At 70.4% G+C, this 22616-nt stretch carries 18 protein-coding genes; 9 read left to right on the top strand and 9 right to left on the bottom strand.

What is annotated here, in order from left to right; all coding sequences use genetic code 11:
- Window positions 1-7: 7 nt before the first annotated feature.
- Window positions 8-883, top strand: coding sequence for an NUDIX hydrolase (locus tag H1D24_RS04410; RefSeq protein ID WP_181656030.1), 876 nt, complete (start codon window positions 8-10; stop codon window positions 881-883).
- Entirely contained in the window at window positions 880-1710 is an 831-nt protein-coding gene (locus H1D24_RS04405; protein WP_181656029.1) for an MBL fold metallo-hydrolase, read from the top strand. The genes H1D24_RS04410 and H1D24_RS04405 overlap by 4 nt, the downstream gene beginning before the upstream one ends.
- 142 nt (window positions 1711-1852) lie before the next feature.
- On the opposite strand, the gene H1D24_RS04400 is transcribed toward H1D24_RS04405, so the two are convergent.
- Window positions 1853-2527: a Crp/Fnr family transcriptional regulator gene (locus H1D24_RS04400; protein WP_030573597.1), complete on the bottom strand. Its 675-nt coding sequence runs from the start codon at window positions 2525-2527 to the stop codon at window positions 1853-1855.
- Between the two features lie 554 nt (window positions 2528-3081).
- On the opposite strand from H1D24_RS04400, the gene nth reads away from it, so the two are divergent.
- From nth to H1D24_RS04385, 3 genes are all read left to right on the top strand, one after another.
- Window positions 3082-4125, top strand: a complete 1044-nt coding sequence (nth, locus tag H1D24_RS04395; RefSeq protein WP_181656395.1) for an endonuclease III — start codon at window positions 3082-3084, stop codon at window positions 4123-4125.
- A gap of 85 nt (window positions 4126-4210) precedes the next feature.
- The gene (locus H1D24_RS04390; RefSeq protein WP_246460752.1) at window positions 4211-4927 is read left to right on the top strand and encodes an NUDIX hydrolase; all 717 of its coding nucleotides are present in this window, start codon (window positions 4211-4213) and stop codon (window positions 4925-4927) included.
- A 116-nt stretch (window positions 4928-5043) separates the two neighbouring features.
- On the top strand, window positions 5044-6243 hold the full coding sequence (locus H1D24_RS04385; protein WP_181656027.1) for a MarP family serine protease: 1200 nt from the start codon (window positions 5044-5046) through the stop codon (window positions 6241-6243).
- A gap of 147 nt (window positions 6244-6390) precedes the next feature.
- On the opposite strand, the gene H1D24_RS42080 is transcribed toward H1D24_RS04385, so the two are convergent.
- The 6 genes from H1D24_RS42080 to H1D24_RS04360 form a co-directional block, all read right to left on the bottom strand.
- Entirely contained in the window at window positions 6391-6579 is a 189-nt protein-coding gene (locus H1D24_RS42080; RefSeq protein ID WP_258563825.1) for a hypothetical protein, read from the bottom strand.
- Between the two features lie 174 nt (window positions 6580-6753).
- A complete protein-coding gene (locus H1D24_RS04380) occupies window positions 6754-7713 on the bottom strand; it encodes an alpha/beta fold hydrolase (protein WP_181656026.1) in 960 nt (319 codons plus the stop codon).
- Window positions 7710-8216 (bottom strand): phage holin family protein, encoded by a 507-nt coding sequence (locus H1D24_RS04375; RefSeq protein ID WP_181656025.1) that lies wholly within the window; start codon window positions 8214-8216, stop codon window positions 7710-7712. Before H1D24_RS04375 ends, H1D24_RS04380 begins: the two co-directional genes overlap by 4 nt.
- 104 nt (window positions 8217-8320) lie before the next feature.
- A complete protein-coding gene (nhaA, locus tag H1D24_RS04370; RefSeq protein WP_181656024.1) occupies window positions 8321-9739 on the bottom strand; it encodes a Na+/H+ antiporter NhaA in 1419 nt (472 codons plus the stop codon).
- Between the two features lie 285 nt (window positions 9740-10024).
- Complete coding sequence (gene acs / locus H1D24_RS04365; protein ID WP_181656023.1) at window positions 10025-12022, bottom strand: acetate--CoA ligase; 1998 nt, start codon at window positions 12020-12022, stop codon at window positions 10025-10027.
- Between the two features lie 124 nt (window positions 12023-12146).
- Window positions 12147-14678: a SulP family inorganic anion transporter gene (locus H1D24_RS04360; protein ID WP_181656022.1), complete on the bottom strand. Its 2532-nt coding sequence runs from the start codon at window positions 14676-14678 to the stop codon at window positions 12147-12149.
- 415 nt (window positions 14679-15093) lie between these two features.
- Between H1D24_RS04360 and H1D24_RS04355 the strand changes: the two genes are divergently transcribed.
- The gene (locus tag H1D24_RS04355) at window positions 15094-16398 is read left to right on the top strand and encodes a polysaccharide deacetylase family protein (protein WP_181656021.1); all 1305 of its coding nucleotides are present in this window, start codon (window positions 15094-15096) and stop codon (window positions 16396-16398) included.
- A gap of 110 nt (window positions 16399-16508) precedes the next feature.
- Here the strand turns inward: H1D24_RS04355 and H1D24_RS04350 are convergent, their stop codons facing one another.
- Complete coding sequence (locus H1D24_RS04350) at window positions 16509-17510, bottom strand: ATP-binding protein (RefSeq protein ID WP_181656020.1); 1002 nt, start codon at window positions 17508-17510, stop codon at window positions 16509-16511.
- Window positions 17511-17653: 143 nt separating this feature from the next.
- On the opposite strand from H1D24_RS04350, the gene H1D24_RS04345 reads away from it, so the two are divergent.
- Entirely contained in the window at window positions 17654-18478 is an 825-nt protein-coding gene (locus H1D24_RS04345; RefSeq protein ID WP_181656019.1) for a Fic family protein, read from the top strand.
- 405 nt (window positions 18479-18883) lie between these two features.
- On the opposite strand, the gene H1D24_RS04340 is transcribed toward H1D24_RS04345, so the two are convergent.
- Window positions 18884-19717, bottom strand: a complete 834-nt coding sequence (locus H1D24_RS04340) for an HAD family hydrolase (RefSeq protein WP_181656018.1) — start codon at window positions 19715-19717, stop codon at window positions 18884-18886.
- A gap of 559 nt (window positions 19718-20276) precedes the next feature.
- Between H1D24_RS04340 and ssd the strand changes: the two genes are divergently transcribed.
- Window positions 20277-21392: a septum site-determining protein Ssd gene (ssd, locus tag H1D24_RS04335; RefSeq protein WP_181656017.1), complete on the top strand. Its 1116-nt coding sequence runs from the start codon at window positions 20277-20279 to the stop codon at window positions 21390-21392.
- Entirely contained in the window at window positions 21389-22597 is a 1209-nt protein-coding gene (locus H1D24_RS04330) for a TadA family conjugal transfer-associated ATPase (RefSeq protein ID WP_258563824.1), read from the top strand. Before ssd ends, H1D24_RS04330 begins: the two co-directional genes overlap by 4 nt.
- Window positions 22598-22616: the final 19 nt, after the last annotated feature.

The raw sequence follows: 22616 nt of genomic DNA, 5'->3' as shown, positions 1-22616 counted from the left end.
TCCGGCCATGGCAAATGGTCAGTGGTACCCACCGGAGTGGCCCGGCCTCATCCGCGCCCTGGCGAGCGGCGAGCTCACCCCGGCGACCCCGCGCCGGGCCGCCACCGTCATGCTGCTGAGGGACGGCGACGGCGGCCCTGCCGTCCATATGCTGCGCAGGCGCGCCTCCATGGCCTTCGCCGGAGGCGCGTACGCATATCCGGGCGGCGGTGTCGACCCGCGCGACGACGACCGCCTGGTCCGCTGGGCCGGCCCCACGCGCGCGGAGTGGGCGGCCCGCCTCGGCGTTGACGAGGCGTCCGCGCAGGCCATCGTCTGCGCGGCGGTGCGCGAGACGTACGAGGAGGCGGGCGTCCTGCTCGCCGGGCCGACCGCGGACACCGTCGTGGGGGACATCACCGGCGAGGACTGGGAGGCGGACCGCGTCGCGCTGATCGGCCGTGACCTGTCCTTCGCCGAGTTCCTGGACCGCCGCGGCCTGGCCCTGCGCTCGGATCTGCTCGGCGCCTGGGGCCGATGGGTCACGCCCGAGTTCGAACCGCGCCGCTACGACACGTGGTTCTTCGTGGCCGCGCTCCCCGAGGGCCAGCGCACCCTCCACGCCTCCCTGGAGGCCGACCGCACCGTGTGGATCCGCCCCGCCGAGGCAGCCGCCCGATACGACGCGGGCGAGTTGCTGATGATGCCGCCGACCATCGCGATGCTGCGCCGGCTCGCCGCGTACGACTCGGCGGCCGAGGCGCTGGCCGCCGCGCCCTCCTGCGACATGACGCCGGTGCTGGCCCAGGCCCGTCTGGAGGACGGCAACGTGGTCCTGACCTGGCCGGGGCACGACGAGTTCACCAAGTCCATCCCGATCCCGACCCGGGGACCCGCCACATGACCGACGCCACCGCTCTCCCGGGCCAGCCCCGCGGCGGGGTGCTCTCCGGCCCCGCGACCGAACGTGCCGTCAACGTCCTCGCCCCCAACGCCTCGGCGATGACGCTCGACGGGACGAACACCTGGATCGTCTCCGAACCGGACTCCGCGCTCGCAGTGGTCATCGACCCTGGCCCGCTGGACGACGCGCACCTGCGCCATGTGATCGAGACCGCCGAGCAGGCGGGCAAGCGGGTCGCGCTGACACTGCTCACGCACGGACATCCGGACCACGCGGAGGGCGCGGCGCGCTTCGCGGAGCTGACGGGCACGAAGGTACGTGCCCTCGACCCCGCCCTGCGGCTCGGCGACGAGGGCCTGGCCGCGGGGGACGTCGTGCGCCTCGACGGGCTGGAGATGCGCGTCGTACCGACCCCTGGGCACACCGCCGACTCGCTCTGCTTCCATCTGCCGGCCGACCGCGCGGTGCTCACGGGGGACACGATCCTGGGCCGCGGCACGACCGTGGTGGCTCACCCGGACGGGCGGCTGGGCGACTATCTGGACTCTCTGCGCCGGCTGCGCTCCCTCACCGTCGACGACGGCGTTCACACGGTGCTGCCCGGCCACGGGCCGGTGCTCGAGGACGCCCAGGGCGCCGTCGAGTTCTACCTCGCGCACCGCGCCCACCGGCTCGCGCAGGTCGAGACGGCTGTCGAAGACGGCCATCGCACGGCTTCCGAGATCGTGGCCCACGTGTACGCCGACGTGGACCGCTCCCTGTGGCCGGCCGCCGAACTGTCCGTCAGGGCGCAGCTGGACTATCTGCGGGAGCACGGGCTGATCTAGCCGGTCCGGAGACCCGTGGCACGTCGGTACGCGCGGCGCGCCTGGTCCCTGGTGCCTGGTGCCTGGTTCCGGCACGCACGACGGGGTCCCGCCCACGGTTGGGCGGGACCCCGTCGCCGTAACGTCGAGAGACGACCGCGCGTCAGCGCGAGCGCTTGGCGAGCCGCTCCACGTCCAGCAGGATCACGGCGCGGGCCTCCAGGCGGAGCCAGCCGCGGCCCGCGAAGTCCGCGAGCGCCTTGTTGACCGTCTCGCGGGAGGCACCGACCAGCTGGGCGAGCTCCTCCTGCGTCAGGTCGTGCACGACGTGGATGCCCTCCTCGGACTGCACACCGAAGCGGCGCGACAGGTCCAGGAGCGCTCGGGCCACACGGCCCGGGACGTCCGAGAAGACCAGGTCGGACATCTGGTCGTTGGTCTTGCGCAGGCGCCGGGCGACGGCGCGCAGCAGCGCGGCGGCCACCTCCGGGCGTGCGTTCAGCCACGGCTGGAGGTCGCCGTGGCCGAGGCCCAGCAGCTTGACCTCGGTGAGGGCGGTGGCGGTCGCCGTACGCGGGCCCGGATCGAACAGCGACAGCTCGCCGATGAGCTCGCCGGGGCCCAGGACGGCCAGCATGTTCTCGCGGCCGTCGGGGGACGTGCGGTGGAGTTTGACCTTGCCTTCCATGACCACGTAGAGGCGGTCACCGGGGTCGCCCTCGTGGAAGAGCGAGTCACCTCGGGCGAGGGTCACCTCACTCATGGAGGCGCGGAGCTCCGCGGCCTGCTCGTCATCGAGCGCCGCGAAGAGCGGGGCGCGCCGCAGAACGTCGTCCACGAGTTCTCTCCTTGTCGACCTGCATCAGGGGACCGTGCTCCCCATTTTGCCGGACGGTCCAAATAGTGTGATCAGTCACAAGTCTGCCGCACCCGCGTCGCAAGCTGTGCGGGAGGGGGCCAATCGGGGGCCGGTCCGCCGGGTCCAAGGCGGATGTCAGTTGCTGGCTTTAGGCTGGTCGGGTGTCCAAAACGCCAGTGAGAGCACGGGCAGAGGGGGCTGGGCCGGTGGTTGTACGCCGTAATTCCGCTATGGGCGAACAGGTCGCCGCCGAGCCAGAGAATGCGACAAAAGCGACAAATCCGACGCCGGATGGAGCGGCCGGGCAGCCGACGCCGACCAAGGCCGCGGCGAAGAAGGCGACAGGCACCGCGGCGAAGAAGGTCGCGGTTGCGAAGAAGGCGACGGCCGCGAAGAAGGCGACGGCCGCGAAGAAGACGGCGGACGTGAAGGAAGCGGCTGTCGGGAAGGGAACGGTGGCCGCGAAGAAGACGGCGGACGTGAAGGGAACGGCTGCCGGGAAGGAAACGGTGGCCGCGAAGAAGACGGCGGACGTGAAGGGAACGGCTGCCGGGAACGGAACGGTGGCCGCGAAGAAGACGGCGGACGTGAAGGGAACGGCTGCCGGGAACGGAACGGTGGCCGCGAAGAAGGCGACGGTCGAGAAGAAGACGGCTGCCGTGAAAGCACCGGTAGTCGCCAAGGGGACGGTGGCCGCCAAGGGAGCGGCCGCAGCCAAGAAGGCGGCAGCCAAGAAGGCGGCGCCCGGCAAGAGCGCCCCCGCGAGTACCGCCGCCCCTGCCAAGAGCGCCCCGGCGACCAAGGCCGCCAAGCCCGAGTCCCGTACCGCGCTCGTCCGCCGCGCCCGCCGTATCAACCGCGAGCTCGCCGACGTCTATCCGTACGCCCACCCCGAGCTCGACTTCGAGAACCCCTTCCAGCTCCTGCTCGCGACCGTCCTCTCCGCCCAGACCACGGACCTGCGGGTGAACCAGACCACGCCCGCGCTCTTCGCCAAGTACCCGACCCCGGAGGACCTGGCCGCGGCCAACCCCGAAGAGGTCGAGGAGCTCATCCGGCCGACGGGTTTCTTCCGCGCCAAGACCAAGTCGATCATGGGCATCGCAACCGCCCTGCGGGATGAGTTCGGAGGCGAAGTCCCGGGTCGGCTCGAGGACTTGGTGAAGCTCCCCGGAGTGGGCCGCAAGACCGCCTTCGTCGTGCTCGGCAACGCCTTCGGCGTCCCGGGACTCACCGTCGACACCCACTTCGGCCGGCTCGTCCGCCGCTGGAAGTGGACCGACGAGACGGACCCGGACAAGGTCGAGGCGGCCGTCGGAGCGCTGTTCCCGAAGAGCGAGTGGACGATGCTCTCGCACCGCGTGATCTTCCACGGCCGGCGCATCTGCCACTCCCGCAGGCCGGCCTGCGGCGCCTGCCCCATCGCCCCGCTCTGCCCGGCGTACGGAGAGGGCGAGACGGACCCCGAGAAGGCGAAGAAGCTGCTGAAGTACGAAAAGGGCGGCATGCCGGGTCAGCGCCTCAAGCCGCCCCCGGACTATCCGGGCCGGCCCGCGCCACCGCTGGGGGCCGAATGAGGGGGCTGACGGCACCGTCCGCGACCCGTCCGGTGGAACCATCCGCATGGCCGCCGGCGTTGTGTTCAGAGGGACGGGGGTGGCGATGACGCACGCGAGCCACATGGACACCAGCAGGGCCTGGGATCAGGACGGCCCGCCGGCGGTGAGTGCCGAGGGCCTGCCCGAGTGGCTGGCGCCCGTGGTGAGCGCCGCCGAGTCGGTGCAGCCGCGGCAGCTCAGCCGCTTTCTGCCGCCTGAGGATGGCGCGGGCCGCCAGTCGGCCGTACTGATCCTGTTCGGCGAGGGCGAGCGCGGCCCCGAGCTGCTGCTGATGGAGCGCGCCGGCTCCCTCAGGTCGCATGCCGGGCAGCCGTCCTTCCCCGGGGGCGCCCTGGACCCGGAGGACGGCGATCCGGCGACCGTGGGGCCGCTGCGCGCCGCCCTGCGCGAGGCCGAGGAGGAGACCGGACTCGACCCGCGCGGCGTCCAGCTCTTCGGCGTCCTGCCGAAGCTGTACATCCCGGTGAGCCGCTTCGTCGTCACACCCGTGCTGGGCTGGTGGCGCGAGCCGTCACCGGTCGGCGTCGTCGATCCGGCCGAGACGGCCCGTGTCTTCACGGTCCCCGTGGCGGATCTCACGGACCCGGACAACCGTGCGACGACAGTGCACCCGAGCGGTCACCGAGGTCCAGCGTTCCTGGTCGCATCGGCTCTGGTCTGGGGTTTTACGGCCGGAGTGATCGACCGGATCCTTCACTACTCGGGCTGGGAGCGCCCTTGGGACACCAATAAGCAGGTCCCGCTCGACTGGCGTGCGTGACAGGCTGGCGTACGTGATGTGTGATCCCGGGGACCTGACATCGGCCGCTGAAGCCGCGGGCCCTCGGGGCCCCGGCCAGGAGACGGCGGCCGCAATGCGAGGCGAGGCTTGAATCGGTGAACGTGCTGGACATCCTGTTGCTGATCGCCGCGGTGTGGTTCGCGGTCGTGGGCTACCGCCAGGGGTTCGTCGTCGGCATCCTGTCGGTGATCGGCTTCCTCGGCGGCGGTCTCGTCGCGGTCTACCTCCTGCCCGTCATCTGGAACGAGGTGACGGAAGGTGCACAGGTGACGACCACGGCCGCCGTCGTCGCGGTCGTCGTGGTCATCGTCTGTGCCTCCGTCGGCCAGGCGTTCACCACGCATCTCGGCAACAAGCTCCGCCGGTACATCACGTGGTCCCCTGCCCGCGCCCTGGACGCCACGGGCGGGGCCCTGGTCAACGTGGTGGCGATGCTGCTGGTGGCCTGGCTCATCGGCTCGGCCCTCGCGGGCACGACATTGCCGACGCTCGGCAAGGAAGTCCGCAACTCCAAGGTGCTGCAGGGCGTTTCCCGGGCGCTGCCCGATCAGGCGGACACCTGGTTCGCGGACTTCTCCTCGGTCCTCGCGCAGAACGGCTTCCCGCAGGTCTTCAGCCCGTTCTCGAACGAGCCGATCAACGAGGTGCAGGCGCCTGACCCGGCCCTCGCCGACAGCCCGGTGGCGGCCCGCGCCCAGCGCTCCATCGTCAAGGTCCTCGGCACCGCGGAGAGCTGCGGCAAGGTCCTCGAAGGAACCGGCTTCGTCTTCTCCGACCGCCGCGTCATGACCAACGCCCATGTGGTCGGCGGCGTGGACGAGCCCACCGTGCAGATAGGCGGCAAGGGCAAGCTCTACGACGCCACGGTCGTGCTCTACGACTGGCAGCGGGACATCGCCGTACTGGACGTCCCGAACCTGAATGCGCCCGCACTGAAGTTCACGTCCACCGACGCCACCAGCGGCAGCAACGCGATCGTCGCCGGCTTCCCGGAGAACGGCTCGTACGACGTGCGTCCCGCGCGCGTGCGCGCCCGCATCCCGGCCAACGGCCCCGACATCTACCACCGCGGCACAGTGAGCCGCGATGTGTACTCGCTCTACGCGACGGTGCGCCAGGGCAACTCCGGCGGCCCACTGCTCACCCCGGACGGCAAGGTCTACGGCGTGGTCTTCGCCAAGTCGCTCGACGACCCCGACACGGGCTATGCGCTCACCGCGGACGAGGTGCGTCAGGACGTCAACCGGGGCCGCACCGCGAACCAGCAGGTCGACAGCCAGGAGTGCGCGCTGTAGCAGGCGTCTCTCCCGTAGCAGGGTGCGTCTGTAGCGAGGTGCGCCCTGTGCACGGGTGTGCCTGGAGCAGGCGTGTGCCCTGCAGAGGAAGCCCGTACGTCCGGGATGCCGGAGGAGCCGCAGGCCGCCGCGCGTATGCCGCCGCGGCTAGCCGCGCGTATGCCGCAGGCGCGCCGAGACCCAGCGGGCCCTGCGGCGGAGGATGCGGGGAATGCCGATCACCTGGGAGGAATCGTCGGGACCCGCATGTTGCGGGCCGCCCTCCTGATGACTGTTCAGCCCCGCGGCCGAGCGGCGGTTTCGTGCTGCGTCACTGTAGTCGTGCGTCCAGCCCATACCCCGAGGTCTGCCCGTGCCTCAAGGTCGGTAACCTCGCGCTGGGCCCCCAATTGGCCTATGCGGCAGGCATGTGGCGTTCGAAGGACTGGCGTTCACGTCCGATTAACGGTCACTTGGACGGCCGCCCGGAGAAGTCCCCGAAGAAGCCCGAAGCAGCCCGACGGAGGCCGATCAGCGGTCCGGCTCCGGGTCCTTCAGCCAGTTGACCAGCTCGGCCGAGAAGGCCACCGGGTCCTCCTCGTGAGGGAAGTGCCCCAGGCCGTCGAACAGCCGCCAGCGGTACGGGGCTTCCACGTACTCGCCCGAGCCCGCCGCGCTGCGCGTGCGCATCACCGGATCGAGGGAGCCGTGCAGATGCAGCGTCGGCACCCGCACCGGCCGCTTCATACGGCGGTTGAACTGGATGCCGTCGGGCCGTGCCATGGAGCGGACCATCCACCGGTACGGCTCGATCGAGCAGTGCGCCGTCGAGGGGATGCAGATCGCCCGCTGGTACGTCTCCACCGCCTCGTCATCCGGAAGCCGCGGCCCCGACCACTCCCGGATCAGCCGGCCCGTCAGTGCGCCGCCGTCCGCGACGAGCCGGCGCTCGGGCAGCCACGGCCGCTGGAAGCCCCAGATGTAGGAGCCCGCGGCGGTCTGCCGGACGTCGGAGAGCATCGCCGAACGCCAGCGCCGGGGATGCGGCATCGAGGACACGGCGAGCCGGCGCACCAGCTTGGGCCGCATCACGGCCGCCGTCCACGCGAGATAGCCGCCGAGGTCATGGCCGACCAGCGCCGCGTCGGGCTCGCCGAGGGACCGTACGACTCCCGTGATGTCGAGCGCGAGGTTCGCGGGGTCGTAGCCCCGGGGGGTCCGGTCGCTGCCGCCCACGCCGCGCAGGTCCATCGCGACCGCGCGGAAGCCCGCGTCGGCGAGCGCGACCAGCTGGTGGCGCCAGGTCCACCAGAACTGCGGGAATCCGTGCAGCAGCAGGACGAGAGGCCCGTCACCCAGTTCGGCGATGTGGAAGCGCGCGCCGTTGGCGGCGATGTCCCGGTGCGTCACCTTTCTGCCGCCGGGGATGTCGATGCGTACGGCTGAGGCAGGTTGCGCGGAGTGGGCCGAAGGGGTGGAGGGGTCCGTCATGAGGACGAGCGTGCCACAGCGTCGGCCTTGCCGCCGACGCCTTCCGGCAGGCCGAGCCGGGAGGAGGCGGGCACGGCGGCTCGCGGATGCGGCTTGGCCTTCTGCAGGACGGCGGCCGTCTCCTTGGCGGAGGCGACGGTCTTCTGCGGGCCGCCGCCCTTCTTGGCCTTCTTCGCGAACACGGTGCCGATCAGCGCCAGCAACCCGGCCAGCAGCACGTTCGCGGCGAAGGACAGCAGGAAGCAGACCGACAGATGCCAGCCGCTCCACGCGTTGATGCCGTAGGCCAGGGCGAAGCTCAGCATGGGCAGGGAGAAGATCAGCACCGCGCCCGCCACCGCGAACGCGCCGCCGCCGACCGCACCGCGCTTGACGTCCTGGCGCAGCTGGGCCTTGGCCAGCGCGATCTCGTCGTGCACCAGCGCGGACATCTCGCTGGACGCCGAGGCGAACAGCTGGCCGATGCTGCGGTCGGCGCCGACAGGGCCGTCGGGTGCGCTCATCGCGGTCTCCCTCTTCTCTTCTGCGGGTGTGACACCTGGGGGTGCCCCCAGCGGTAGCCGGGTGAGTGCGCCCTGCATGTGCGTACTGCGCCCCTGGTGTCAGATCATGCCGGACCGTCGCCCTGTCCGCCTGCCCCGGACGCCACTTCGGCACGCCTGCGGTGTTCGGCCGCCTTGGCCTCGTAGATCCGGGCCATGCGGAGGTGGTACTCGGGCTTGTGGAGCTCGTAGACGTCCGGAATGCCGTCGAGGTCCTCGTCGCGCTCCTCGTCCTCGCACAGCCTGCGGTACTTGGCGTTGCGGATCTTCAGCAGCACTCCTGAGAGCACGGCCGCGATGACGGAGCCCATGAGGACAGCCGCCTTGACCACGTCCGACAGCACCGGGTCCTCGGCGAAGGCGAGCTCGTCGATCAGCAGCGAGACGGTGAAGCCGATGCCCGCGAGAGAGGCCACCGCGAAGACGTCGGGCCATGCGAGGTCCTCGCTGAGCGAAGCCCTGGTGAACCGGGCCGTCAGCCAGGTGCCGCCGAAGATGCCCACCGCCTTGCCGACGACCAGGCCCAGCACCACTCCCAGTGCCTCCGGCTGCGTGAACACCTCGCCCAGCGCCCCGCCGGAGATCACGACCCCGGCGCTGAACAGCGCGAACAGCGGCACGGCGAGACCCGCTGAGAGGGGGCGTACGAGGTGTTCGATGCGCTCACCGGGGGACTGCTCCTCGCCCTCACGGCGTGTGCAGCGCAGCATCAGACCCATGGCGACGCCTGCGATGGTGGCGTGGACGCCGCTGTTGTACATCAGCCCCCAGATGATCAGTGCGAGCGGCACGTAGACGTACCAGCCGCGCACGCCTTTGCGCAGCAGCAGCCAGAAGACGGCGAGGCCGGCGACGGCGCCGCCGAGCGCCGCGAAGTTCAGGTCGCTCGTGAAGAACACGGCGATGATCAGGATCGCGAAGAGGTCGTCGACGACGGCGAGCGTCAGCAGGAAGGCGCGCAGTGCGGACGGCAGTGACGTGCCGATGACGGCGAGTACGGCGAGGGCGAAGGCGATGTCGGTCGCCGTCGGCACCGCCCACCCTGCGAGTGAACCCTCGCCGACCGTGTTGACGAAGGTGTAGACGAGCGCGGGTACGGCCATGCCGCAGATGGCGGCGACGACCGGGAGCACCGCGGCTCTGGGGTCGCGCAGATCGCCGGCGACGAGCTCGCGTTTGAGCTCGATGCCGGCGACGAAGAAGAAGACGGCGAGCAGCCCGTCGGCGGCCCAGTGCTCGAGGGAGAGGTCCAGGCCGAGTGCGGCAGGTCCGATGTGGAAGTCGCGGACGGCCTCGTAGCTGCCGTGGAGCGGGGTGTTCGCCCAGATCAGCGCGGTGACGGCGGCGACGAGGAGGAGGACTCCGCCGAGGGTTTCGGTGCGCAGGGCGTCCGCGACGTAGTTCCGCTCCGGCAGGGACAGACGGCCCAGTACCTTGCGTGTCTTCGGGGGTGTGGGCGTGGGTGCAGGTGCGGGCGCGGCCACGGGCGGGACCTCCTGGTCGTGATCGGCAAGACAGCTGGCTGTACTGCGTTGCCGACCAGACTTCCCGGCGCACCCTGGCGCGATCGTTACGCGATCGCTTACGCGTTCCTGACGCGAGAACCACCCTACCGGGTGACCGCAAGACCTACCTGATGATCTTTGCTGCCGCTGTGGGCAGGCGTTCCTCGCCCAGCGCGTTAGCTGGGGGAGGACCCCGCGACGCCGTGTAGCGAAAAGGGCACCCGGCGCGCTGCCAGGTGCCCTTCCGCAGACCTTTGCGGGGCTTCAGTCCTCGCTCGCCGCAGCCGGCAGCTTCGACTGGATCAGCTCCATGACGGACGAGTCCGTCAGCGTCGTGACGTCGCCCAGCTGGCGGTTCTCGGCGACATCGCGCAGCAGGCGCCGCATGATCTTGCCGGAGCGGGTCTTCGGCAGCTCGGCCACCGGCAGGATCCGCTTCGGCTTGGCGATCGGGCCCAGCGTGGAGCCGACGTGGTTCCGCAGCTCGCCGACCAGGTCGGCGGTCTCGGCGGCCGTCCCCCGCAGGATCACGAACGCGACGATGGCCTGGCCGGTCGTCTCGTCCGCCGCGCCCACGACCGCCGCCTCGGCGACCGACGGGTGCGAGACCAGCGCCGACTCCACCTCGGTGGTCGAGATGTTGTGGCCGGACACCAGCATCACGTCGTCGACCCGGCCGAGCAGCCAGATGTCGCCGTCCTCGTCCTTCTTGGCGCCGTCGCCCGCGAAGTACTTGCCCTCGAAGCGGGACCAGTAGGTGTCGATGAACCGCTGGTCGTCGCCCCAGATGGTGCGCAGCATCGACGGCCACGGCTCGGTCAGGACGAGATAGCCGCCCCCGCCGTTGGGCACCTCGCGCGCCTCGTCGTCGACGACGGTGGCGGAGATACCGGGCAGCGGCGTCTGGGCGGAGCCCGGCTTCGTCTCGGTGACGCCCGGCAGCGGCGAGATCATCATCGCGCCGGTCTCGGTCTGCCACCAGGTGTCCACGATCGGCGTCCGGTCGGCCCCGATGTGCTTGCGGTACCAGATCCACGCCTCGGGGTTGATCGGCTCACCGACCGACCCCAGGATGCGCAGGCTGCTCAGGTCGAACTTCGCGGGGATGTCGTCGCCCCACTTCATGAACGTACGAATGGCCGTCGGCGCCGTGTACAGGATGGTCACCCCGTACTTCTGGACGATCTCCCAGAAGCGCCCCTGGTGCGGGGTGTCGGGCGTTCCCTCGTACATGACCTGCGTCGCGCCGTTCGCCAGCGGCCCGTACACGATGTACGAGTGGCCGGTGACCCAGCCGACGTCGGCGGTGCACCAGTAGACGTCCGTCTCGGGCTTGAGGTCGAAGACCGCGTGGTGCGTGTACGCGGCCTGGGTGAGGTAGCCGCCGGAGGTGTGCAGGATGCCCTTCGGCTTACCCGTCGTACCGGACGTGTACAGGATGAACAGCGGGTGCTCGGCGTCGAAGGCCTCCGGGGTGTGCTCGGCCGACTGCTGTTCGACCAGCTCGTGCCACCACACGTCGCGGCCCTCGGTCCAGGCGACGTCCTGCCCGGTGCGGCGTACCACGAGGACGTGCTCGACACGGTCCACGCGCGCGATGGCATCGTCCACGGCGGGCTTGAGCGCGGCCGGCTTGCCGCGGCGGTAGCCGCCGTCGGAGGTGATGACGACCTTGGCGTCGGCGTCCTCGATACGGGTGGCCAGCGCGTCGGCAGAGAAGCCGCCGAAGACCACGGAGTGCGCGGCGCCGATGCGGGCGCAGGCCAGCATGGCGACCGCGGTCTCCGGGATCATGGGCATGTATACGGCGACCCGGTCGCCCTTCTGCACACCGAGCGAGGTCAGGGCGTTCGCGGCCTTGGAAACCTCGTCCTTCAGTTCGGCGTAGGTGATGGCCCGGCTGTCGCCCGGCTCACCCTCGAAGTGGATCGCGACACGGTCGCCGAGGCCCGCCTCGACATGGCGGTCCACGCAGTTGTACGCGACGTTGAGCTTGCCGTCCGCGAACCACTTGGCGAACGGCGGGTTCGACCAGTCCAGCGTCTCGGTCGGCTCGGTGGCCCAGGTCAGCCGACGCGCCTGCTCGGCCCAGAAGCCGAGCCGGTCAGCCTTGGCCTGTTCGTACGCCTCCGCGGTGACGTTGGCGTGCGCGGCCAGGTCGGCGGGCGGCGCGAACCTCCGCTCCTCACGAAGCAGGTTGGCCAGGCTTTCGTTGCTCACGACATCTCCCTTTCCCAGGGTGTCCGTTGTGTCCCAGGCCATAGCTCATCAGTCCGAGGCCACGGGTGCAAGGGTCTGCCGAACACTGGTTTAGACCTTTACGCCGATATGACCCCGCGCACCGGCACGGGGTCATACCTACTCACGGACGGGATCAGGGAAGGGTTCAGGCGCGCGAGTCCTCCAGGGGCGCGCCACTGACCTGGTCGAAGGACGCCTTGCCGACGTCGTGGAGGGGCGCGTCGCCGACCTGGTCGAAGACCATGCCGTCCGGCGCGGCGTCGGACAGCAGATACGCCTGGGCCTCGCCCACATGGAAGTACATGCCATGCAGCTCGAGCGTGCCGTCCGCGAGCCGCCGAGCCACCGCCTCGTGCGCCCGCAGATGCTCCAACTGCTGCACCACATTGGTCAGACAGAGCCTCTCGACGTCATCGGCCGGCCCCCTTCTGTCCAGCCGCGCCCCGGGCTGCTCCGCGTCGGCCATGCGCCGCAGGCTGGGCAGCCCGTGCCGCAGCCAGCGCCTGAGTGGCGTCTGCACACCGTCGGGCTCCTCCGGGCGCGAGGCCGTGGCCTGTCGCCCGGCCTGGTCGTCAGACTGCCCGCCGGACTGCAGAAGTGCCTGCATCGCACCGCATCCGGAGTGCCCGCACACGGTGATCGACTGCACCTTCAGGACGTCCACGGCGTACTCGATGGCTGCCGCAACCGAGTCGTCACCGCTCTCCTCGCCCGGCAGCGGTACCAGATTGCCCACATTTCGCACGACGAAGAGGTCGCCCGGACCGCTGGAGGTGATCATCGAGGTGACGAGCCGGGAGTCGGCGCAGGTCAGGAACAGCTGGGTGGGCCGCTGCCCTTCGCGCGCCAGCCGGGCGAGCTCACCGCGCACCAGGGGAGCGGTGTCGCGTTGGAACGCGCTGATCCCGCTGGCCAGTTGGTGCCCGCTGGGCAGACCGTCCTCCGGCGTGTGCCCGGGCCGGTCGCAGTGGTGGTTGTGCCACGGCGTCCATGGGCGGCAGCAGGAGTGCGAGGCGACCGTGGGCTCGCCGAGTCTTCCCCAGGCTCGCGCCTTCTCCATGACTCTCGACCTCCTTCGAGTGGGGAGATCTTCCTGAGCGGCCTTGCCGCCTTGAGTGGCCCCATGGGCAGGGGAGGCCGCGATCCCGGCGCGCCCGGTCATCTCGACCGATCCGCCGTGCGCGCGGTGGGCGTCCTGCCAGTCCTGCAGCGATTCGTACGCCGCGTGGTCCATGAATGAGCCGTCCAGCTCGACGACGACTCGGGCTCCATGGGGCACCAGGTGCAGGGCGCGGCTGAGCCGGGGCACGGCGAGGAACGTCAGCTGCCCGCGGACGCGGACGTGGTGGATGCCGTATGCGTCCTCCTCGTGCGTGATGCGGGTGTGGGTCAGCCGGTGCAGTGCGACGGCGACCGCGACGGCGATACCGACGCCCACGCCCTCCAGGACGCCGAGGAACACCACGCCCACCGTCGTCACCACATAGACCAGCACCTCGCGGTGGCGGGTGACCGAACGGATGTGGTTGATGCTCACCATCTGGATGCCGACGGCCATGACCAGCGCGGCAAGCGCGGCCAGCGGGATCAGGTCGAGCACCGGCACCAGGAGCAGCGAAGCCACCACGACCCACAGGCCGTGCAGCATCGCGGAGTTGCGGCTGACGGCGCCCGCATGGACGTTCGCCGCGCTACGCACCGCGACGCCGGTGACGGGCAGGCCGCCGAGCGCGCCCGAGACGATGTTCGCCGTCCCCTGGCCGCGCAGCTCCCGGTCGAGGTCGGCCCGCGGCACGCGGGGCCCCTTGCGTCCTGCGGCCAGCTTGTCCACGGCCACCGCGGAGAGCAGCGATTCGACGCTGCCGACGAGGGTGATGGTCAGCACGGCGGCCGCGATGCCCAGCATGGGTCCATCGGGCAACTGCGGCAGCGCATGGCTGGACCAGGAGGGCAGATCCACCCTCGGCAGCCGCAGCCCGGCCAGCGCCGCCACCGCTGTGGCCAGCGCAACGGCCGCGAGGGCGGCGGGGATCTTCCGGGCGGCACGCCCTGCCCGCCCGGGAATCCGGGGCCAGGCCAGGAGAACAGCCAAGGTCAGCAGACTCACCGAGAGCGCCGCCGGATGCAGCTGGGCCAACTGACCGGGCAGAGCCTTGAGGTTGTCGACCACGGAGCTCTGCGGGGTGCTGCCGAGCACGACATGCAGCTGGGCGACGGCGATGGTGACACCGATGCCGGCCAGCATGCCGTGCACGATGGCGGGGCTCACGGCGAGCGCCGAACGCGCCACCCGCAGGTAGGCCAGACCGAGCTGGGCGAGTCCGGCGAGGACGGTGATGGCGCAGGTCGTACGCCATCCGTACTGCTGGATGATCTCGGCGGTCACGACGGTGAGCCCGGCGGCAGGGCCGCTCACCTGGAGCGGTGCGCCGCCGAACCGGCCCGCCACGAGGCCGCCCACCGCGGCGGCGACGAGGCCTGCCTGGAGCGGTGCTCCGGTCGCGAGGGCGATGCCCAGCGACAGGGGCAGCGCGATCAGGAAGACGGCCACCGAGGCGGACAGGTCGGCGCCGGCGATCCGGAATCTTCGGTGCCGGTTCGGCGGCGGGCTGTGGGGTCCATGGGCGTCGGTCGTGAGCGAAGAGTCGTCGATGCGAGTGGGGACGCAGGCTGACATCTTTTTCCCGTCTCCTCCGGGGCGGCGCGGTCGCGGAACTGGGGGCCCGGCCATTGCCGGGTGGGTCGCGGCCGTGGGTCACGGCGTTGCAGCGGCGGGATTTCTCAACACTTGGTAAATGAACCGTAATGCAGAGTAAAGGTGGGCGCCTGATTATTGGGACAAAAGGGCCATACGTTCACCCTGGCGAGTGAATGCAGCTTCTTATCGGCTTGTCGTACTAATTCCTTCCGTGGCGTCGTGCGACGTTGAGCGCGCCGGTGACAGTCCCGGTAAAAGCCTCGATCGGCGCACTGCCCGGGTTCGGCGCACTGCCCGGGTTCGGCGCACTGCCCGGGTTCGGCGCACTGCCCGGGTTCGGCGCACTGCCCGGACTCGAGGCACTGCCCCGACCGAAGGAAGAAGGTGGGCGGAGATGGCCGTCACCATGAGGATCGCTGCGAGGATCACGACCGCCGCGGCCTGTGCCACCGTCCTCGCCGGCTGCTCAGGCGGCGCGACCGGCGCCAAAGAGGGCGCAAGGGAAGGCGCCAAGGGCCCGAAGGGAGCTGTGGCTCCTGCTCCGGCGCCGAAGAGTGCGGTGCGCCTGATCGGTGACGGTTCGACGGCGTTCACCGGGGCGCAGCCGAATCTGGCGAAACCCCAGCGCCTGAAGTCCGGCCAGAAGCCCCCGCAGTTCGTGGTGTTCTCATGGGACGGCGCGGGCGAGGACAGCCAGAAACTGTTCTCGTACTTCCGCAAGGTGGCGAAGAAGAACAACGCCACCATGACGTACTTCCTCAGCGGCGTGTACGTGCTCCCCGAGGAGAAGGCTGACCTCTACCGGCCGCCGCACCACTCGCCCGGCCGCTCGGACATCGGCTTCAACGACCGCGAGGGAATCAAGGCGACCGTGGAGCAGCTCCGCGGAGCCTGGCTCGAGGGCAACGAGATCGGCACGCACTTCAACGGCCACTTCTGCGGCAGCGGAGGGGGCGTCGGCGAGTGGTCGGTGGAGGACTGGAAGGACGAGATCCGGCAGGCCAAGTCCTTTGTGAAGTCGTGGAAGACGAACGCGGGCCTGAAGACGACGGCGCCGCTGCCCTTCGACTACGACAAGGAGCTCATCGGCGCCCGCACGCCCTGCCTGGAGGGCAAGGAGAACTTCCGGCGGGCGGCCCGCGAGCTCGGTTTCCGTTACGACACCAGCGGCGTCGACAACCAGGTCTGGCCCGAGCGGAAGGGTGGCCTCTGGGACTTGTCGATGCAGCTCGTGCCGCTACCGGGACGGTCCTTCGAGACGCTGACCATGGACTACAACTTCATGGTCAACCAGTCCGGTACCGCGACCCAGGGCGACCCGTCCAAGCACGAGTACTGGGGCAACCAGATGCGCGACGGCCTGTTGCAGGGCTTCGACCGCGCCTACAACGGCAACCGGGCGCCGCTGATCATCGGCAACCACTTCGAGTCCTGGAACGGCGGCACCTATATGCGGGCCATCGAGGAGACCATCGAACGTGTCTGCAACAAGCGGGACGTGCGCTGTGTCTCCTTCCGTCAGCTCGCCGACTGGCTCGACGCTCAGGACCCGGCCGTCCTCGACAAGCTGCGGGAGCTGAAGGTCGGCGAGGCCCCGAAGGCGGGCTGGGCCCGCTACCTCGCCGCCGAACCCTCGCCGGCCCCTAAGGGGGCACCTGGTGCTTTGACATCCGGTGCTTCGACGTCCAGGGAAGGCTAGGGCGTCTCGGGGTCGAGGACGTCTCGCGGGTCGACGGCATGTCGCGGTCGTTCGGGGATGCGCGGGCGAATGGCCGGGCTGCTGCCGACGACGCGACGGCAGCCCGGCGGTCATGCCGGCTGAGGGGCACTGACCTCCGAGCCGTCGAGGCTCTCCCGCAGCACAAAGCCGGGGTCCACCTGCGACGCCAGATCCTCGCCCGTCCGCGCGTTGCCCCAGCTCTGTGCGTTCTTCAGGTGGAAGTGCACCATCTGACGCGTATAGCGGTCCCAGTCGCGGACGTCGTACGTCGCCTCTGCGGCCGTCCGAAGCGCTTGCAGGGCGCGGTGGTTGGCGTCCTCCAGGAGCTCGAAGCGGGGCGGGCGGCCCTTCTCCATGGCGCGCACCCAGTCCGAGTGCCCGACCGTGACCAGCAGGTCCTCTCCCACCTCCGCTCGCAGAAAGTCGATGTCGTCCTGCCCCTGCACCTTGTTGCCGACGACTTTGAGCACCACGCCGAAGTCCCGCGCGTACTCCTTGTACTGGCGGTAGACGGACACTCCCTTACGGGTCGGCTCGGCCACCAGGAAGGTCATGTCGAAGCGGGTGAACATGCCGGACGCGAAGGAGTCCGAGCCTGCCGTCATGTCGACGACCACGTACTCGCCGCGGCCGTCCACCAGATGGTTCAGGCACAGTTCCACCGCGCCCGTCTTCGAGTGATAGCAGGCGACGCCGAGGTCGGCTTCGGTGAAGGGGCCGGTGACCATCAAACGGGCGGCGGCGCCGTCGAGTTCCACGGGGCGGGCGCACGCCTCGTAGACCGGATTGTTCTCGCACACCCGCAGCAGCCGGGAACCCTCGCCCGGTGGTGTCGTCTTGATCATCGTCTCGGCGGAGGAGATCCGCGGGTTGGTGCCGCGCAGATAGTCCTTGATCAGCGGCAGCCGGTCGCCCATCGCGGGCAGCGCGGCGGCCTCCGCCTCCTCGAGACCTAGAGCGGCGCCCAGGTGCTGGTTGATGTCCGCGTCGACGGCGAGCACCGGAGCGCCGGTGGCGGCGAGATGACGGATGAAGAGGGAGGACAGTGTGGTCTTGCCACTGCCACCCTTCCCTACGAAAGCGATCTTCATGTTCGCCAAGCGTAATGGCGTGATCTCGGAGCGTGGCAACACGGCAGGGGGAAAGACCACCCCTTCGTGGGCGAAGGCGGTGTGGCGAGAAGCTCATCGGAGCAGTGGTCGTGGGAGATCGTCCGGCGCGTAGTGTCGTACTCATGAGTACGAAAGGTGCGTCCGCCGACCCGCTTGCGACCCTGAGTTCCCTGCCCGGCGTCGCCGACTCCGTGGACTCGGTGCGCAGGGCGGTGGACCGGGTCTACGGCCACAGGATCATGCGGCGCCGCAGCAACGAGGTCACCTCCGAGGCGGCGCTGCGTGGCGCACGCGGATCCGCGGCGCTGTCGGGCGCCGACTGGGCGCTCGAGGAAGTACGTCGGCGCACCGACTTCAGCGGCGACGACGAGGCGCGCACCGTCGGCGCGGCCCTGCGGCTCACCGCCGAGGCGGGTCAACTGCTCTCCATCTGGCGGCAGTCGCCGCTCCGGGTGCTGGCGCGCCTCCATCTGGTGGCGGCCGCCGGGCGGTCCGAGGAGGTGGGACGCCCCCGGCGGGACGGCGAACCGGTCGACGAAACGCTGATCGACCTTCCGCTGCCCAGCGCGGACGAGGTGGCCGCCCGCCTGGACGGCCTGTCGCAGCTGATCATCGCGGGCAGCCAGGCCCCGGCGCTGGTGACTGCGGCCGTGGTGCACGGTGAGCTGCTGGCGCTGCGACCCTTCGGCTCGCACAACGGGCTGGTCGCGCGTGCGGCCGAGCGCATCGTGCTGATCGGCAGCGGCCTCGACCCGAAGTCCATCTGCCCGGCCGAGGTCGGCCACGCGGAGCAGGGACGGCTGGCCTATGCGGCCGCGCTCGAGGGCTATGCGTCCGGTACGCCGGACGGGATGGCGGCCTGGATCGCCCACTGCGGGCGGTCAGTTGAGCTGGGTGTCAGGGAGTCGACGGCCGTCTGCGAGGCGCTCCAGCGCGGAGCGGCGTAAAGCGGACAGGCCCTCGGGCAGGGCTGCGGCGGTACGAGGATTCGTACCGCCGCTGGCATGTTCACCGCGTTACCATGCGTCCTCGTTATCTGCCCATCAGGCCGGGGACTCTGCCCGTCGCCTGGTGCGGCTGGCCCGTAATCGACGGGTCGACGTCGCGTGGGTGCCCGGTGTTCATGCATCGGTCCGTGGGCCTTCGTTGCGTTTAAAGGTGATCCTTTCGGATATTGCCTTGGTCTCGCGGGCCGTTGAGTCCTTTGTACTCCAGAGTCAAGGGCAAGCGGAAGTGCTGGCTGAACTTCTTTTACTTTTAGGTTCAAACAAGGGTGATTCGGACGCTGTGTGCGGCGTCTGCGCTGGTGGCGGGGCCGGCGCGGCAGAGGTGCCCCGCGCCGGGTCCGGCGGTCATGCCGTCGTGGTGCGGCGGCGGCTCGCGTACCAGACGAGACCCGCGGTGGCGGCGGCGGCGCCGACGGCGGCCATGGCGACCAGAGCCGGGCGCGGGGGCACCTTGAACGCGGGGATCCGCTGCTTGAGCCGGACAGGTCGATGGAAGTCGAGAATCGGCCACTGGCGCGAGACGGCCTCGCGGCGCAGTGCTCGGTCGGGGTTGACCGCATATGGATGACCGACGGACTCCAGCATGGGCACGTCGGTCATCGAGTCGCTGTACGCATAACATCGCGCGAGGTCGTACCCCTCTGATGCCGCCAGCTCCTTGATCGCTTCCGCCTTGGTGGGTCCGTACGCGTAGTACTCCACCTCGCCCGTGAAGCAACCGTCCTCGCCGACGACCATCCGCGTCGCCACGACCCGGTCCGCCCCGAGCAGCTCGCCGATCGGCTCGACGACTTCCGCGCCCGAGGTGGAGACGATCACGACGTCGCGCCCGGCGGTGTGATGCTCCTCGATGAGCGAAGCGGCCTCGTCGTAGATGATCGGGTCGATCAGGTCGTGCAGGGTCTCGGCGACGATCTCCTTCACCTGCTGCACGTTCCACCCTCGGCACAGCGCCGACAGATACTCGCGCATGCGCTCCATCTGATCGTGGTCGGCCCCGCCCGCCAGGAAGACGAACTGGGCATACGCGGTGCGCAGTACGGCCCGGCGGTTGATCAGCCCGCCTTGGTAGAACGACTTGCTGAAGGTGAGCGTGCTCGACTTCGCAATGACCGTCTTGTCCAGGTCGAAGAAGGCAGCTGCGCGAGGCGACGAGTGGTTTTCCACGTGCCAGAGCATAGGGGCCCACCATTCGGCGTAAGGTGTGGCGCGTGGGTTTGCCTGAGAGGGCTCTCGGGTACACCATGGAAGTCACGGATCGTTCGCGACCGTGCTAACCCGGTCCGACTCCTCCCCCCCCGAGTCGGCCGTGGGGACGACCCCCGCTCTCCCCCCCGGCGGGGGTCGTCGCATGTCCGGACGCATTTCGTCCCCTCTTCTCCGATCATCGGGCCCTCCCTGTGGCTTCAGCAGTGCTGCCGTCCGACTGCCTCAACTGGTCACTCTGTGTAGTGGTTGCGCTGCTCTGTGGAAGTTCCGGCGATGTCACCGGTATGGGTGAGGGGGATATTCACAACCGCAGGCTTGTCCACAGTTATTGACCAAGATCCACACGATTTCCGGGATCGCTGCACGGTGATTCCGCTCGTCCCGCTCGCGGAGTTCAAGACCCGGCTCGCTTTCGCCGGTTCCTACGGCCGCTTCCAGTCGCCACTCCTGTTTGGCGAATTGGCGGCCGGTCCTCCGTGCTCGCGGGTTCACGGGCGCATGACGTGTACAGCGAGAGGGGCTGGGGATCGTGGCGGGAGCCATCGCATACGACCGGTCGCCGGCCGCCGACAGGCGGCAGGGCGCACCGCTGATCGTCACGGAGGACGTGGAATTGCTGGACGACCTGCTGCGGCTGTGTGCCGCGGCAGGGGCGAGACCCGAGGTGCACCACGGGGTGCCCGAGCAGCGAGGCGACTGGGAAGCGGCGCCCCTCGTGCTGGTCGGGGACGATGCCGCCGTCCGGGTGAGGGGCGCTGTCCGCAGACGGGGAGTGGTCCTGGTGGGTCACGACCAGGACGATCCGGACGTGTGGCAGCGGGCCGTGGAGATCGGCGCCGACCATGTGCTGCGGCTCCCCGATGGTGAGCAGTGGCTGGTGGACCGGATCGCCGACGTGGCCGAGGGTGCGGGATTGCCCGCGCTCACAGTCGGGGTGATCGGCGGGCGCGGAGGGGCGGGGGCTTCCACGCTCGCGTGCGCGCTCGCGGTGACGTCGGCACGGGAGGGGCGCCGCACCTTGCTCGTGGACGCCGACCCGCTGGGCGGCGGCCTCGACGTACTGCTGGGTGGTGAGACCGCCGACGGGCTGCGCTGGCCCGCGTTCGCCGAGTCACGCGGGCGGGTCGGCGGCTCGGCACTCGAGGAGTCACTGCCCGAGCTGCATGCGCTGCGGGTCCTGAGCTGGGACCGGGGCGATTCGGTGGTCGTTCCGCCGGAGGCCGTGCGCGCGGTACTCGCCGCCGCGCGTCGGCGGGGCGGCTCGGTGGTCGTGGATCTGCCGCGCCGGGTGGACGACGGCACCGCCGAGGTCCTCGCTCAGCTGGACCTGGGGCTGCTGGTGGTGCCACCTGAACTTCGCGCGGTGGCCGCGGCGAGACGGGTTGCGTCGGTGGTGGGCATGGTGCTGCAGGACCTGCGGGTCGTGGTGGGTGCCGGGCGTGGCTGCGGTGGACTCGGTGGGCTCCCCGCGGAGGAGGTCGCGCGGCTCCTGGGGCTGCCGCTGGCGGGAGAACTCCCGGTGGAGCCCGGCCTGTTGGCGGCTCAGGCGAGCGGTACGCCGCCCGGGGCGGCCGCGCGCGGTCCGCTGGCGCGGTTCTGCAGCGCCTTCTGGGAGCGGGTGCCCGCTGAAGGAGGGGGCGTATGAGCCGCCAGCCCATCGGGGTGGCAGGTGGCCCCGGACACGCGGGGCAGGCCGGAAGGGCTGCCGGGCTGCTGGACGGAGTGCGGCAGTGGCTCGCCGAAAGTGGTTCCGACCCGACCCCGGCCCGGGTGGCCCAGGCGTTGAGGGAGCAGGGCAGGGTGCTCGGCGACGCCGAAGTACTGGGCGCAGCCGAACAGTTGCGTTCCGAGCTGGTCGGCACGGGGCCCCTGGAGCCGCTGCTCGCCGACCCGCGGGTGACCGACGTCCTGGTCTCCGCGCCCGACCGGGTGTGGGTGGACCGAGGGGGCGGCCTGGAGCTCACCGGTGTGTCCTTCCCGGACGCGGCGGCGGTACGACGCCTTGCCCAGCGTCTGGCGGCCGTGGCCGGGCGGCGGCTCGACGACGCACGGCCCTGGGTGGACGCCCGGCTGCCGGACGGGACGCGACTGCACGCGGTGCTGCCGCCGGTCGCCGTGGGCTCGACCTGTCTGTCTCTGCGGGTCGTGCGGCCGCGTGCCTTCACCCTGGACGAGCTGGTGGCGGCGGGCACAGTGCCGCCCGGCGGAGAGCGGGTGCTGAGAGCGCTGCTCGAGGCGAGGCTGTCGTTCCTGATCAGCGGCGGTACTGGCTCGGGCAAGACGACTCTGCTGAGCGCCCTGCTCGGACTGGTCGGACCGGGCCAGCGGATCGTGCTCGCCGAGGACTCCGCGGAGTTGCGGCCCGACCATCCTCATGTGGTGCGCCTGGAGACCAGGCCCGCCAACCAGGAGGGTGCGGGGCTCGTCACGCTCGAGGACTTGGTGCGCCAGGCTCTGCGGATGCGGCCCGACCGGCTGGTCGTCGGCGAGGTGCGGGGCGCGGAGGTCGTCGATCTGCTTGCCGCGCTCAACACGGGTCACGAAGGAGGCTGCGGCACCGTCCATGCCAATGCCGCGGGCGATGTGCCGGCGCGACTGGAGGCGCTGGGCACTGCGGCCGGTCTCGACCGGGCGGCGCTGCACAGCCAGTTGGCGGCCGCGTTGTCTGTGGTGCTCCATCTCGTGCGCGATCGCGACGGACGGCGGCGTATCGCAGAGGTGCACGTGCTGGAGCGGGAGGCCTCCGGGCTTGTGGTGACGGTGCCCGCTCTGCGCTGGGGCGCGGACGCGTTCCGGTACGAGCGCGGCTGGCAGCGGCTACGGGAACTGCTCGGGGATGGGGCGCTGTGACAGCGATTGTGCCCTCAGG

Source organism: Streptomyces himalayensis subsp. himalayensis (assembly GCF_013778455.1).
GTDB classification, from domain to species: Bacteria; Actinomycetota; Actinomycetes; order Streptomycetales; family Streptomycetaceae; genus Streptomyces; species Streptomyces himalayensis.
The sequence above is the reverse complement of the archived record's forward strand: the minus strand, read 5'-3'. Positions and strand labels throughout refer to the sequence as shown.